Source organism: Ornithinimicrobium pekingense DSM 21552 (assembly GCF_000421185.1).
GTDB lineage: Bacteria > Actinomycetota > Actinomycetes > Actinomycetales > Dermatophilaceae > Ornithinicoccus > Ornithinicoccus pekingensis.
Map to the genome: position 1 here is coordinate 544,782 of NZ_ATWJ01000007.1, position 14,455 is coordinate 559,236.

Here is a 14,455-nt window from a genome sequence, read left to right on the forward strand (position 1 = left end):
ACAGCAGAAGATGGCAGGAGGCACCCGATGGACGCCCGGGCCCGCACCGAGACGATCACCCGCCAGGTCTCCGAGTCCCTCGCCGGAAGCGGCGTCGTCGTCGACGACGTGAGCGTGCAGCAGGCCGGCCGGCGCCGCCTCGTGCGGGTGTTCCTCGCCCGCGACGTCTCCGGCCTGCCCGCCGACGACACCACGAGCGCCGTCGAGCCGCTGAGCCTGGACGAGATCGCCGACGCCACCCGGAGCGTGTCGTCCGCACTCGACGGCTCCGACGTCATGGGTGAGGCCCCCTACACGCTGGAGGTCAGCTCGACCGGGCTGGACCGCCTCCTGCTGACCCGCGACCACTTCCGCCGCAACGTGGGCCGGCTGCTGTCGGTGAGCCTGGGCGGAGACGACGACGGGCCGGACACGGCCACCGGTCGCCTGACCGAGGTGCGCGCGGACGGCATACGCCTGCGTCCCGAGGGCAGTGATCCCGCCGCCGACGGCGCGACGACGGGCACCGACATCCCCTGGGAGGACGTGACGCGGGCGACCGTGCAGGTCGAGTTCTCCCGACCCGACGGAAAGGACGACTGATGGACATCGACATGACCGCGCTGCGCCTGCTGGAGCGGGAGCGCGAGATCCCCATGGACATCATCGTCCAGGCGATCGAGCAGGCCCTGCTCTCGGCCTACCAGCGGATCGAGGGCCACTACCGGCGCGCCCGCGTCGAGCTGGACCGCAAGACCGGCCACGTGACGGTGTGGGCCCAGGAGGACCCGCCCGTGCTCGAGGACGGCACCCGGGGCGAGCCCGGGCCCGAGTTCGACGACACCCCGGAGGGCTTCGGAAGGGTAGCCGCGGCGACCGCGCGCCAGGTCATCACCCAGCGGATGCGGGAGCTGGAGGACGACGCCGTGCTGGGCGACTTCCGCGCCCGGGAGGGCGACATCGCCTCCGGCATCATCCAGCAGTCCAACGACCCCCGCTTCGTCCTGGTCGACTTCGGCACGGTGGAGGGCGAGCTGCCCACCGCGGAGCAGGTGCCGGGGGAGTCCTACGAGCACGGCCAGCGGATCCGCTGCTACGTCGTCAGCGCCAAGCGCGGGCCGCGGGGGCCGCAGGTCATGCTCTCGCGCACCCACCCCAACCTGGTGCGCCGGCTCTTCGCCCTGGAGGTGCCGGAGATCGCCGACGGCAGCGTGGAGATCGCCGCGGTCGCCCGCGAGGCGGGGCACCGCACCAAGATCGCGGTCCACGCCAAGGTGCCCGGCGTCAACCCCAAGGGCGCGTGCATCGGCCCCATGGGCCAGCGGGTGCGCGCCGTGATGGCCGAGCTGCAGGGCGAGAAGATCGACATCGTCGACTACAGCGATGACCCGGAGGAGTTCGTGGCCTCCGCCCTCTCTCCGGCCAAGGTCCAGTCCGCGCGCATCGTCGACCAGCGCACCCGGCAGGTGCGCGTGGTGGTGCCCGACTACCAGCTCTCGCTCGCGATCGGCCGGGAGGGCCAGAACGCCCGCCTCGCGCACCGCCTCACCGGGTGGAAGATCGACATCCGGGCCGACACCGAGGAGCAGGAGGCGGACAGGCCGGGCGACGGCCCGGGTGCCGCGAGCGTGTAGCATGGGTGGCGATGCCCGTCGCTGCGCCACGCCCTCCAACACGTCGGGGACGCACCCTCCACCGGTGCGCACCTGCGTGGGGTGCAGGCGCAGGGACGCTCAAGATGCACTGCTGCGCGTCGTCGCGGTCCGGGACCCCGACGTCACCACCCGGTGGCGGCTGGCCCCTGACGAGCGGCGGCGTGCGCCCGGCCGGGGCGCCTACGTGCACCCCGACCCCGAGTGCCTGCAGTCTGCGATCGCCCGACGTGCGTTCGGCCGTGCGCTCCGCCTCCCGGCGGGGTCCGAGGTCGAGGTCACGACGGTGCAGGAGCAGCTGCGGCGGTGGTCGTGACACGACCTGGTCACCGGACCAGGTCGAGGTAAGGGCGGGTCCGACCGGACCTGTCATCGAGGAACCGGAAGCGGGTTTGACGCTGATGAGCACCCGATGAGTACTCAGCGATGAGCACCCACCAGCACTAGTCGCGACTGTGCCCTGCAGGGCCCGGTCGTGGCGCAACCTTCAAGGAGACACCACACCGTGGCCAAACTCAGGGTCTACGAGCTCGCCAAGGAGCTCGGGGTCGAGAGCAAGGAGCTGCTCGCCCACCTGAAGTCGCAGGGAGAGTTCGTCCGGTCGGCGTCGTCGACCATCGAGCCCCCTGTCGTCCGCAAGATTCGCGAGAACCCGCCGGCGGCGGCGGGCGCGTCCGCAGCCAAGCCGGCGGCCGGCAAGCCGGCCGGCAAGCCGGCCGACAAGGCCCGCCCCGCGGGCGCCACCCCGGGCCCGGCGCGCAAGCCCGGCCCCAAGCCGGCGGCCCAGCCGGAGCGTCCGGCCGCACCCACCCCGGGCACGTCCGGCGGCGAGCGGTCCGCACCGGCCGAGCCGGCCCGCCCGGCGGCCAAGGCCTCGGCGGCGCCCGAGGCCAAGCCCTCGGCCACGCCGGAGCCGGCAGCCGAGGCCAGGCCCGCACCCGAGGCGGCCCCGCGCAGCGGCGCACGCCCCGGTCCTGCGCCGGCGGCTCCCGCCGACCCGCGCGCCACGAAGCCTGCCGCCGAGGGCCGCGGGTCCTCGGAGGCCGGCCCCCGCCCCGCACGTCCGGGTGCCAAGCCGGGCCCGCGTCCGGGCAACAACCCGTTCGCGCCGAGCCAGGGCATGGGCCGTGACCGGCGCGGCGGTGGCGAGCGCGGTGGTGAGCGAGGCGGCGGTGAGCGTGGCGGCGGCTCGCCCCGTCCCGGCAACAACCCCTTCGCGCCGAGCCAGGGCATGCCCCGTCCCGGCGGCAGCCGTGGCCGCGAGGCAGGCCCGGGTGGCCCCCGTCCGGGCGGCCCGCGCCCCGCGCCGCGTCCGGGAGGCCCCAAGCCGAGCATGATGCCCGAGCGCGCAGCCGTGCCCCGGCCCGGTGAGCGGCCGGCCCGGCCCGGTGGCGGCCCCGGTGGTCGTGGTCGTCCTGGTGGCGGCCCCGGCGGCGGCCCCGGCGGTCCCGGTGGCGGGTTCCGCGGCGGCCCCGGTGGCCGTGGCGGTGGCCCCCGCGGTCGCGGCGGCACGGCCGGCGCGTTCGGTCGAGGCGGCGGGAAGGTCCGCGGACGCAAGTCCAAGAGGGCCAAGCGCCAGGAGTTCGAGGCGATGCAGGCACCGACCATCGGTGGTGTCTCCGTCCCGCGCGGCAACGGCCAGACCATCCAGGTCCGCCGCGGTGCTTCGCTGACCGACTTCGCCGACAAGATCAACGTCGACCCCGCGTCGCTGGTGACCGTGCTGTTCCACCTCGGTGAGATGGCGACGGCGACGCAGTCGCTCGACGAGGACACCTTCGCCGTCCTCGGCTCCGAGCTCGGCTACGACATCCGCGTCGTCTCCCCGGAGGAGGAGGAGCGCGAGCTGCTCAGCGCCTTCGGTCTGGACCTCGAGGCCGAGGCGGAGGCCGAGTCCGACGAGGACCTGCAGGCGCGTCCGCCGGTCGTGACCGTCATGGGTCACGTCGACCACGGAAAGACGCGACTGCTCGACGCGATCCGTCGCTCCGAGGTCGGCGCCGGCGAGACCGGTGGCATCACCCAGCACATCGGTGCCTACCAGGTGCGGACGGAGCACGACGGCTCCGAGCGCGCGATCACCTTCATCGACACCCCGGGTCACGAGGCGTTCACCGCCATGCGTGCCCGCGGTGCCAAGGTGACCGACATCGCGATCCTCGTGGTCGCCGCCGACGACGGCGTGATGCCGCAGACGATCGAGGCGCTCAACCACGCCCAGGCGGCGGACGTCCCGATCGTCGTCGCGGTCAACAAGATCGACGTCGAGGGTGCCAACCCGGCCAAGATCCGCCAGCAGCTGACCGAGTACAACCTGGTCGCCGAGGAGTACGGCGGCGAGACGATGTTCGTCGACGTCTCGGCCAAGCAGGGCGAGAACATCGACCAGCTGCTCGACGCGGTGCTGCTGACCGCCGACGCGGCGCTGGACCTGCGGGCCAACCCCGACAAGGACGCCCGCGGTGTCGCCATCGAGGCCAACCTGGACAAGGGCCGCGGCGCCGTCGCGACCGTCCTGGTCCAGCAGGGCACCCTGCACGTCGGTGACGCGATCGTCACCGGCGCGGCCCACGGCCGCGTGCGCGCCATGCTCGACGAGCACGGCAACAACGTCACGGAGGCGACCCCGTCGCGTCCGGTGCAGGTGCTCGGCCTGGACACGGTGGCCCGCGCCGGCGACACCTTCGTGGTGGCGCCCGACGACCGGACCGCCCGTCAGATCGCCGAGAAGCGAGAGGCTGCGGACCGTCAGGCCGCGCTGGCCAAGTCCCGCAAGCGGATCAGCCTGGAGGACCTCAACCAGGCCCTCGCGCAGGGCAAGGTCGAGACCCTCAACCTCATCCTCAAGGGCGACGTGTCGGGCTCGGTCGAGGCGCTGGAGGACGCGCTGCTGCAGATCGACGTGGGCGACGAGGTCGACCTGCGGATCATCGACCGCGGCGTCGGTGCGATCACGATGAACAACATCAACCTCGCGGTCGCCTCCGACGCCATCATCCTGGGCTTCAACGTCCGGGCCGAGGGTCAGAACGCGGACTACGCCGACAAGGAAGGCGTGGAGATCCGTTACTACGGCGTGATCTACCAGGCCATCGAGGACATCGAGAACGCGCTCAAGGGCATGCTCAAGCCCGAGTACGAGGAGGCCGAGACCGGCTCTGCCGAGATCCGCGAGATCTTCCGCAGCTCCAAGTTCGGCAACGTCGCGGGCTGCCTGGTCCGCAGCGGCACGATCACCCGCGGGGCCAGGGCGCGCATCACGCGCCAGGGCGTCGTGGTGACCGAGAACCTCGAGATCGCGGGCCTGCGCCGTTTCAAGGACGACGTCACCGAGGTCCGCGAGGGCTTCGAGTGCGGCATCAACCTGGGGTCGTTCAACGACCTCCAGATCGACGACGTCATCACCACCTACGAGATGCGCGAGATCCCGCGCAGCTGACACGGGGTATGACGCACGGCCGGCTCCGCCCTCGGGCGGGGCCGGCCTCGTCGTCCCCACTCCCTAGGATGGGAAGCCGTCCCGTCCCCGACCCCAGGAGGCTGCCATGGCAGACAACGCCCGTGCCCGCAGGATCGCCGAGCGGATCAAGCAGCTGGTGACCCAGGGCCTGTCCCAGGTCGTCAAGGACGAGCGCGTGGGCTTCGTCACGATCACCGACGTCCGCGTGACCGGTGACCTGCAGCAGGCCAGCGTCTTCTACACCGTGCTCGGGACCGACGAGGACCGGACCACGGCCGCCGAGGTGCTCGAGGCCTACCGCGGCCGGCTGCGCTCCTTCGTCGGCAAGGGCCTGGGCATCCGGCTCACGCCGAGCCTGGAGTTCATCCTCGACGCCCTGCCCGAGGACGCCCAGCACATGGACGAGCTGCTGCGCGAGGTCGCGCGGCGCGACGCCGAGCTCGCCGCGGCCCGGGCGGCCGCCGGCTACGCCGGAGACCACGACCCCTACCGCAGGCCGCGCGCCGAGGACGGGAGCGAGACCGACGAGACCGACGAGGACGGCACGGGCGCGGATGCCCGCGGCTGAGCCACGTCCCGGCCCCGAGGTCGGCGACGGGCTGCTCGTCGTCGACAAGCCGCCCGGCTGGACCAGCCACGACGTGGTGGGCCGTGTCCGGAGGCTGTGCCGCACCCGGCGGGTCGGTCATGCGGGCACGCTGGACCCGATGGCCACCGGGGTGCTCGTCCTGGGCGTGAACAAGGGCACCAAGCTGCTCACCTTCCTCGTCGGTCACGACAAGGGGTATGCCGCGACGGTCCGGCTGGGCCGGTCCACGGTGACCGACGACGCCGAGGGGGAGGTCACCGGTGGCTGCGACGCGTCCGCCCTCACGGAGGCCGACGTGGCCCGGGCCGTGTCCGGGCTCACCGGTGAGATCCAGCAGGTGCCCAGCGCGGTGAGCGCCATCAAGGTCGACGGCCGGCGCTCCTACGCCCGGGTCCGCTCCGGGGAGGAGGTCGAGCTGGCGGCACGGCCCGTGACGGTGGGTCGGTTCGAGGTGCTGCGCCTGCGCCGTCCCGGGGAGGTGGACCCCTCCGGTGCCGTGGTGCCCGAGGGGGTCCTTGACCTGGACGTCGAGGTGGAGGTGTCCTCGGGCACCTACGTCCGTGCCCTGGCCCGCGACCTCGGCGCAGCGCTGGGGGTCGGCGGCCACCTGACCGCGCTGCGCCGCACGCGCGTCGGCGGGCTGACCCTCGAGCACGCGGTGAGCCTGGAGCGGCTCGACCCCGAGACCGGCCCGGGGCCGTCGGCATACCTGGTCGACCTCGCGGCGGCGGCGCGCGCTGCCCTGCCCGTGCGCGAGCTGGACGAGGCGCAGGCGCGGGCCCTCGGGTACGGCCAGCGGGTGGAGTCGGCCGAGCCCGGCCGGCGTGGGCCGGTCGCGGCGTTCGGGCCCGACGGCACCCTCGTCGCGATCCTCGACGAGACGCGGGCGCTGGCCCGGCCGCACGTCGTCCTCGCGCCCGCCGGCGGGAAGTAGAGTGACGCGCGTGCATCGCTGGAGCAGCCTGGAGGACGTCCCCGCCGACCTCGGCCCGACGGTGGCGACGCTGGGCAACTTCGACGGCGTGCACCGGGGCCACCGCGCGGTCGTGGACACCGTGACCCGCACCGCCCGCGAGCGCGGGCTGGCCTCCGTGGCGGTGACCTTCGACCCCCACCCCGTCGCCGTGCTGCACCCGGAGCGTGCCCCGGCGGCGATCGCCAGCCTCGAGCACCGGCTCGAGCTGCTGGAGGAGCTGGGCCTGGACGCCGTCGTCGTCATCGAGTTCACCCACGAGTACGCCCGGCTGACCCCGGAGGCCTTCGTGCGCGAGACCTTCGTCGACGGGCTGCGCTCGCAGGTCGTCGTCGTGGGGGAGGACACGCGGTTCGGCCTGCACAACACCGGCGACATCCACACCATGCGCGAGCTGGGTGCCCGCTTCGGCTTCGAGGTCGTCGTGCAGGGCACGGTCGGGGACCACCTGACGGACGGGCTGCGCAGCTGGTCCTCCAGCGCCCTGCGGACCGCGATCGCGGAGGGCAACATGCGGTCCGCCGCGGAGATCCTCAACCGCCCGCACCGGGTGTCCGGCCTGGTCGTCCACGGCCACAAGCGCGGGCGCGACCTGGGCTACCCGACCGCGAACCTCTCCGCCGACAGCGAGGGCCTGGTCCCCGCGGACGGGGTCTACGCCGGCTGGCTGGAGCGTCCCGCCCTGGACCCCGGCCACCCGGACCGCCGGCTGCCGGCGGCGATCTCGGTGGGCACCAACCCCACCTTCGGTGACGTCGAGCGCACCGTGGAGGCCTACGCCCTGGACCGCACCGACCTCGAGCTCTACGGCGAGGAGGTGTGGGTCGACTTCGTGCAGCGGCTGCGCGCCAACCTGCGCTTCGACTCCGTGGACGCGCTGCTCGAGCAGATGGCCACCGACGTCGACCACACCCGCGAGCTGCTCGCCTGAGGGCCCAGGAGGGCGGGTATGGCGTGCGCGTGCCCCAGCGCGGAGGGGTCCGGGTGCCCAGGATGAGCGCGCCGCCCTCCGGGGAGCGGCTCTCCGGGCTGCGGAGCCGCTACGCCCGCGCCGACTGGGGGCCGTTCGTGGCCGCGCTGGGCCTCTCGGTCGTCGGGGCTCTGCTCGTGTGGTCGGCCACCCACCGCGAGGTGGGGAGCGCGCTGGCCGTCCGGCACCTCGTCAACGCGGCGCTCGGGTGCGCCGGTGCCCTCGCGCTCGTGGCCGTGGACCTGCGCCGGATGCGCGCCGCCGCCCCGTGGGTCTACCTGGCGGGGGTGGTCGGCCTCCTGCTGGTGCTCAGCCCGCTGGGTCAGAGCGTCAACGGCTCCCGGTCGTGGCTGTTCCTGCCCGGCGGCTTCTCGCTGCAGCCGGCCGAGCTGGCCAAGATCGGGCTGGTCATCGGGCTGGCGATGATCCTGGCCGAGGGCCGTGACCCGCTGCGCCCGCCGCAGTGGCGGGACGTGCTCCTGGCGTGGGCACTCGCGGCCGTGCCGGTGGGTCTCATCCTGCTGCAGCCGGACCTGGGCAGCGCGCTGGTGCTCGGCATGCTGACGATCGGCGTGGTCGCCGCCTCGGGCGCCTCGTGGCGGTGGACGGCCGCCGCCCTCGCGGGCACGGTGACCGCCGTCGTCGCTGCGGTCCGTGTCCCGCTGCTCGACCCCTACCAGCTGGACCGTCTCCTGGCCTTCCGCGACCCGGCGCTGGACCCCGAGGGCATCGGCTACCAGACCCGGCAGGTGCGCCTGGCGATCGGCTCGGGCGGCTGGTCGGGCACGGGCCTGGGGGAGGGGCCCCAGACGCAGGGCGGCTTCATCCCCTACCAGGAGACCGATTTCATCTTCTCCGTCGCGGGGGAGGAGCTGGGCTTCGTCGGCGCGGCCGGCCTCCTGGCCCTCCTGGGCTTCCTCGTGGTGCGCGCCCTGCTGGTGGGCGTGCGCTGCGAGGACCCCTTCGGCCGGCTCGTGGCGGTGGGCGTGGCCTGCTGGTTCGCCTTCCAGGTCTTCGAGAACGTCGGCATGAGCCTGGGGCTGATGCCCGTCACCGGGCTGCCGTTGCCCTTCCTGTCCTACGGGGGGTCCTCGATGCTGGCCTGCTGGCTGGCGGTCGGCCTGCTGGCCGGCGCGCAGCAGGAGCGCCCCGGTGCTTGGCGCGGGGGGCCTGACCTGAGAAGATCTGCTCACCCGCAGGGATGACAACGAAGGAGTTGACGATGGGCGTGTCCGCCGCCGACGAGAAGGTCGACTGGAGCCGGATCGAGAACCGGGCGCCCAGCGTGGCCCACATGTTCCGTGACCGGGTCACCGCGCTCCCCGACGGGGAGGCCTTCCGCTATCCCGTCGGTGAGGACTGGCGCTCGCTGACCTGGTCGCAGACCCGTGACCGTGCCTACGCCCTGGCCGCGGGCCTGGTCGAGCTGGGCGTCGCCGCCGAGGAGCGCGTGGCGCTCATGTCGAGCACCCGCCTGGAGTGGGTGCTGTCGGACGTGGCCGTCATGTGCGCGGGCGCCGCGACGACCACGATCTACCCCACGACGATCCACGAGGACGTCGCCTACATCCTGGCCGACTCCGGCAGCCGGGTGGTCATCGCCGAGGAGGCTGCGCAGGTCGAGACGCTGCGGGCCCACCGTGCCGAGCTGCCCGACCTGCGCAAGGTGGTCGTCATCGACGGCGAGGGGGACGGCGACTGGGTGGTCTCCTTCGCCGAGCTCGAGGAGTCCGGCCGCGCCCGGCTCGCCGCCGAGCCGGGGGTCGTCGACGCGCGCATCGACGCGCTCACCCCCGACCACCTGGCCACGATCATCTACACCTCGGGCACGACCGGCCGGCCCAAGGGCGTGCGCCTGACGCACTCGGCGTGGACCTACGAGGCCGCCGCCGTGGACGCCATCGGCATCCTGAGCCAGGAGGACCTGCAGTTCCTGTGGCTGCCGCTGGCCCACGTCTTCGGCAAGGTCCTGCTGACCCTGCCCCTGCAGATCGGCTTCCCGACGGCCGTGGACGGCCGGGTCGACAAGATCGTCGAGAACGTCGGCGTGGTCAAGCCCACCTTCATGGGCGCCGCCCCGCGCATCTTCGAGAAGGCCTACGGCAAGATCACGACGATGATGCAGGCCGAGGGTGGCGTGAAGGCCAAGCTCTTCGGCTGGGCCGGCGGGGTCGGCAAGGAGGTGGGGCTGATCCGGGCCGCCGGCGGCGAGCCGGGCGGCATGCTGGCGCTGAAGTACCGCCTGGCCGACAAGCTCGTGCTCTCCAAGATCCGTGACCGCTTCGGCGGGCGGGTGCGGTTCTTCATCTCCGGCTCCGCGGCGCTCAACGAGGACGTCGCCCGGTGGTTCGACGCGATGGGGCTGCTCATCCTCGAGGGCTACGGCCTGACCGAGACCAGCGCCGCCTCCTTCGTCAACCGGCCCTTCGCCGGTGGCTACAAGTTCGGGTCGGTCGGCTGGCCGCTGCCGGGCACGGAGGTCAGGATCGCGGAGGACGGCGAGATCCTGCTGCGCGGCCCCGGGGTCACCTCCGGCTACCACCAGCTGGAGGAGCAGACCGCAGAGGCGCTGGCCGAGGACGGGTGGTTCGCCACCGGCGACATCGGCGAGGTGGACGAGCACGGGTTCCTGACCATCACCGACCGCAAGAAGGACCTGTTCAAGACCTCCGGCGGCAAGTACGTCGCGCCCTCGCTCATCGAGTCCATGTTCAAGGGCATCTGCCCCTACGCCAGCCAGCTCGTCATCGAGGGCGACGGTCGCAGGTTCGTCTCGGCGCTCATCACGCTGGACCCCGAGTCCATCACCGCCTGGGCCGCGAAGAACGGGATGGCCGGCGACTCCTACCGCCAGATCGTCACCTCCCAGGCCTGCCGCGACATGGTCCAGGGGTATGTCGACGAGCTCAACTCCAAGCTCAACCGCTGGGAGCAGATCAAGCAGTTCCACATCCTCGACCACGACCTGTCGGTCGAGGAGGGCGACCTCACGCCGAGCATGAAGCTCAAGCGCAAGGCCGTGACCACCAAGTACAAGGACGAGCTCGACAAGTTCTACGTCGAGAGCTGAGAGAGCCGACCGGGTTCACTGACGGCCCCGACCACGGCGACCGCCGGGGTCGGGGCCGTGACGTTGCCCCCCTCGCGCTCCCGCCCGCGACGATTTAGCGGAGCCCGGCGGCGCTGCATACCCTTGAGGGCATGTCAGTGCCCCACCCCCAGCCGACCACCCCGGCCCGCACGCCCGGCGCGTCCCTGCTGCCCGAGCTCGAGCCCCTGCTGGAGCAGGTCTCCAAGCCGGTCCAGTACGTCGGCGGGGAGCTGAACTCCCAGGTCAAGGACTGGGACTGCGGGGGAGAGCACACGGCACGCTGGGCGCTGATGTACCCGGACGCCTACGAGGTGGGGCTGCCCAACCAGGGCGTCATGATCCTCTACGAGGTGCTCAACGAGCAGCCTGACGTGCTGGCCGAGCGCACCTACTCGGTCTGGCCGGACATGGAGGCCGCGATGCGCGAGCAGGGCGTGCCGCAGTTCACCGTGGACGGCCACCGCGCCGTGGGCGACTTCGACGTGCTCGGCCTCAGCTTCTCCACCGAGCTGGGCTACACCAACATGCTGACGGCGCTCGACCTTGCCGGCATCCCGCTGCACGCCGCCGACCGCGGCGAGCAGCACCCGCTCGTCCTCGCCGGCGGGCACGCCAGCTTCAACGCCGAGCCCGTCGCCGACTTCATCGACGCCGCCATCGTGGGCGACGGCGAGGAGGCGGTCCTGCACGCCTCCCGGATCATCAACGCCTGGAAGGCGGCGGGGCGGCCCGACGGCAGGGAGGGCCTGCTGCTCGAGCTCGCCCGGACCGGCGGGGTCTACGTGCCGGCGTTCTACGACGTGTCCTACCTGCCCGACGGCCGTATCCAGCGCGTGGCGCCCAACCGGCACGGGGTCCCGTGGCGCGTCTCCAAGCACACGGTGATGGACCTCGACGCCTGGCCCTACCCCAAGAAGCCGTTGGTGCCGGTCACCGAGAGCGTGCACGAGCGGATGAGCGTGGAGATCTTCCGCGGGTGCACGCGCGGGTGCCGCTTCTGCCAGGCGGGCATGATCACCCGCCCTGTGCGCGAGCGCTCCATCACCGGCGTGGGCGAGATGGTCGAGCAGGGGCTGAAGGCCACGGGCCTGGACGAGGTGGGGCTGCTGTCGCTCTCGTCGGCCGACCACAGCGAGATCGCCGACCTGACCAAGGGGCTGGCCGACCGCTACGAGGGCACCAACACCGGGCTGTCGCTGCCCTCGACGCGGGTGGACGCCTTCAACATCGACCTGGCCAACGAGCTCACCCGCAACGGACGCCGCTCCGGGCTCACCTTCGCCCCCGAGGGCGGCAGCGAGCGCCTGCGCAAGGTGATCAACAAGATGGTGACCGAGGAGGACCTCATCCGCACGGTGGCTGCCGCCTACGCCGCGGGGTGGCGGCAGGTCAAGCTCTACTTCATGTGCGGCCTGCCCACCGAGACCGACGAGGACGTGCTGGCGATCGCCGACCTGGCGAAGAAGGTCATCGACACCGGCCGGGAGGTCTCCGGGCGTCGGGACATCAGGTGCACCGTGTCGATCGGCGGGTTCGTGCCCAAGCCGCACACGCCGTTCCAGTGGGCCGCCCAGCTGGGTGCGGAGGAGACCGACGCCCGGCTGGCGAAGCTGCGGGAGGCGGTGCGCTCCGACCGGCGCTACGGCTCGGCGATCGGCTTCCGCTACCACGACGGGCAGCCCGGCATCGTCGAGGGCCTGCTCTCGCGGGGTGACCGACGCCTCGGTGCGGTCATCGAGCAGGCCTGGCGAGACGGCGGCCGTTTCGACGGCTGGAACGAGCACTTCTCCTACGACCGGTGGATGTCCGCCGCGGAGCGGGCGCTGGCCGACCAGCCGGTCGACGTCGCCTGGTACACCACGCGCGAGCGCGGCGAGCACGAGGTGCTGCCGTGGGACCACATCGACTCCGGCCTGGACAAGGAGTGGCTGTGGGAGGACTGGCTGGACGCGCTCGAGGAGCGCGAGGTGGAGGACTGCCGCTGGACGCCGTGCTTCGACTGCGGCGTGTGCCCGCAGATGAACACCGAGATCCAGATCGGCCCCACGGGCAAGAAGCTCCTGCCGCTGTCCGTGGTGCGCTGACCCTGGTCACGGCCCCCTGCCCTCAGGCGGCCTCCGGGGGAGCGCGGTCTGCGATGAGGGCCGGGAGGACCGGCGGGGGTGGACGGTAGTCGTCGACCGACGGTGGTGCCGCGCGGGGACGCTCCCGCGCGTTGTTGCAGCGCTGGCACAGGCCCTGTCCGTTGGTGGCGCTCGTCGGCCCGTCGTCGCGGGCGCGCACCTTGTGGTCGACGGCCCGGACAGGTGCTCCGCACCAGGTGTTGCGGCAGGTCCTGTCGCGGGCGATCAGGGCAGCGCGCAGCGCGCCGGTGAAGAGGCGCCTGCGGGTGTCGCGGCCCGTGAGCACGCCGGTGGCGGGGTCGCTCCAGAGCCTGCGGAGCCAGACCTTGGCCGCACGGGTGGCCGCGTCCGTGGGTGGTCGCGCCGGCGTGCGCGGAGCCCGCGGGGTCGCCTCGGGCGAGCCGTGCAGGAGCGAGCAGCTCCAGCTGGTGCACCGAGCCCCGTCCGGGCACACGCCGGACGCGGCGGCGCGGTCGTCCGGGCGGGCTGCGTGCTGGTGGGTCGCGTCCTGTGCGGCATCTTCGTGCTGGGTCTCGTCCGGGCGGGTCTCATCCGGGCGGGTCTCGTCCGGCTGGGCCTCGTCCGGCTCGGCCTCGTCCGCAGGCCTCTGCGCGGCCCGGGCATCGCAGCGGTCACCCTCACCGTCATCTGTGTGCTCTTCCGGACGGAGAAGGTCACGGGCCATCTCGGCGGGCACCGGACCATAACCCACGAGGTCGGCCGCCTCGCTCGTGCCGTCGAACAACGCACTGTCGGTGATGACGACCCCGACCTCGACGTCGAGGCCGTCGACGACCGTGCGCCCCGTGAGGCGTGCGAAGAGCTCGTCTGCCATCAGCTGCGCCAGGCTGCGTGGGTCACCGGAGGCCCGCATCGAGACTGCCTTCTCCTTCAGCGCCGTGTGGCAGGCGATCGCCTGCGCCGCGGGGAGCCGTGCGCTGAGCAGGGCCATCACGTCCGGACACGGCCGGACGGAGACACCACGGTCCGCGGCCGCCTTGCGGGCGCGGTCGACGAAGCCCTTGGGGTCGACCTCGTCGACGAGTCCGCGCACCGTCGCGCCGATCTCGGCGGTCGAGGCGCCCGGGAGCGAGCCGGCCAGCCGCCGGTCGACCTCCGCACGGTCGGCAGGGTCCAGGGGTGCGGTCGCCTCCGTCACCACCCGGGACTGGTAGAGGCTGATGTCACCACTGCTGAGGGCGGCGAGGGTGCAGGGCATCTCGGTCACCAGGGCCTTGGCCGAGGTGAGCTCCCGGCTGCCCCAGTAGGGGGAGGTCCGCCGAGCCTGGGCGAGGTCGTCCGGAGCTGCCCGTCCGGCCCGCGACGGCGCGACCCCGCGCTGGACCTGCTCGGCGACCTGCGAGGCGTGGAAGGCGACCTGGGTGCGCACCGAGACGCCGGCCGCCGAACGGGTGAGGAGCTCGAGCTCGGACAGCAGCGCGAGACGCTCGTCGTCGGACAGGCCGGCCGGGTCCAGGCGGGCCAGCCGCGCCCGGACCTGACGCACGTCCTCCACGGGCGTCGTCACCGTGCCGGTGCTGTGCGTACGCGTCATCGCGACACCCCCTCCCCGGGCCTGTTCGGGTCGGCTGCCGCACTCCGGCCCTCCCCGGCGAAC

At 73.0% G+C, this 14,455-nt stretch carries 11 protein-coding genes; 10 read left to right on the top strand and 1 reads right to left on the bottom strand.

Features of this window, described 5'->3' with window-relative positions; genetic code table 11:
- The first annotated feature begins 27 nt into the window (after positions 1 to 27).
- From K330_RS19205 to K330_RS0104675, 10 genes are all read left to right on the top strand, one after another.
- Positions 28 to 582, top strand: coding sequence for a ribosome maturation factor RimP (locus K330_RS19205; protein WP_022920686.1), 555 nt, complete (start codon positions 28 to 30; stop codon positions 580 to 582).
- Positions 582 to 1,613 (top strand): transcription termination factor NusA, encoded by a 1,032-nt coding sequence (nusA, locus tag K330_RS0104635; RefSeq protein ID WP_022920687.1) that lies wholly within the window; start codon positions 582 to 584, stop codon positions 1,611 to 1,613. Before K330_RS19205 ends, nusA begins: the two co-directional genes overlap by 1 nt.
- 64 nt (positions 1,614 to 1,677) lie before the next feature.
- Positions 1,678 to 1,947 (top strand): YlxR family protein, encoded by a 270-nt coding sequence (locus K330_RS19210; RefSeq protein WP_229665752.1) that lies wholly within the window; start codon positions 1,678 to 1,680, stop codon positions 1,945 to 1,947.
- A 189-nt stretch (positions 1,948 to 2,136) separates the two neighbouring features.
- A complete protein-coding gene (infB, locus tag K330_RS0104645) occupies positions 2,137 to 5,070 on the top strand; it encodes a translation initiation factor IF-2 (protein WP_022920689.1) in 2,934 nt (977 codons plus the stop codon).
- A gap of 106 nt (positions 5,071 to 5,176) precedes the next feature.
- On the top strand, positions 5,177 to 5,659 hold the full coding sequence (gene rbfA, locus K330_RS0104650; RefSeq protein WP_022920690.1) for a 30S ribosome-binding factor RbfA: 483 nt from the start codon (positions 5,177 to 5,179) through the stop codon (positions 5,657 to 5,659).
- Positions 5,646 to 6,614 carry a tRNA pseudouridine(55) synthase TruB gene (truB, locus tag K330_RS0104655; RefSeq protein ID WP_022920691.1) on the top strand — a complete coding sequence of 323 codons (969 nt, stop codon included), beginning with the start codon at positions 5,646 to 5,648 and terminating at the stop codon, positions 6,612 to 6,614. The genes rbfA and truB overlap by 14 nt, the downstream gene beginning before the upstream one ends.
- 10 nt (positions 6,615 to 6,624) lie before the next feature.
- Complete coding sequence (locus K330_RS0104660; protein ID WP_029202315.1) at positions 6,625 to 7,584, top strand: bifunctional riboflavin kinase/FAD synthetase; 960 nt, start codon at positions 6,625 to 6,627, stop codon at positions 7,582 to 7,584.
- A 62-nt stretch (positions 7,585 to 7,646) separates the two neighbouring features.
- The gene (rodA, locus tag K330_RS19215; protein WP_051145451.1) at positions 7,647 to 8,828 is read left to right on the top strand and encodes a rod shape-determining protein RodA; all 1,182 of its coding nucleotides are present in this window, start codon (positions 7,647 to 7,649) and stop codon (positions 8,826 to 8,828) included.
- A gap of 17 nt (positions 8,829 to 8,845) precedes the next feature.
- The gene (locus tag K330_RS0104670) at positions 8,846 to 10,693 is read left to right on the top strand and encodes an AMP-dependent synthetase/ligase (RefSeq protein ID WP_022920694.1); all 1,848 of its coding nucleotides are present in this window, start codon (positions 8,846 to 8,848) and stop codon (positions 10,691 to 10,693) included.
- A 131-nt stretch (positions 10,694 to 10,824) separates the two neighbouring features.
- On the top strand, positions 10,825 to 12,798 hold the full coding sequence (locus K330_RS0104675) for a TIGR03960 family B12-binding radical SAM protein (protein ID WP_051145452.1): 1,974 nt from the start codon (positions 10,825 to 10,827) through the stop codon (positions 12,796 to 12,798).
- Between the two features lie 22 nt (positions 12,799 to 12,820).
- Here K330_RS0104675 and K330_RS22470 read toward each other — a convergent pair whose 3' ends face one another.
- Positions 12,821 to 14,392 carry an HNH endonuclease gene (locus K330_RS22470; RefSeq protein WP_022920696.1) on the bottom strand — a complete coding sequence of 524 codons (1,572 nt, stop codon included), beginning with the start codon at positions 14,390 to 14,392 and terminating at the stop codon, positions 12,821 to 12,823.
- Positions 14,393 to 14,455 lie beyond the last annotated feature (63 nt).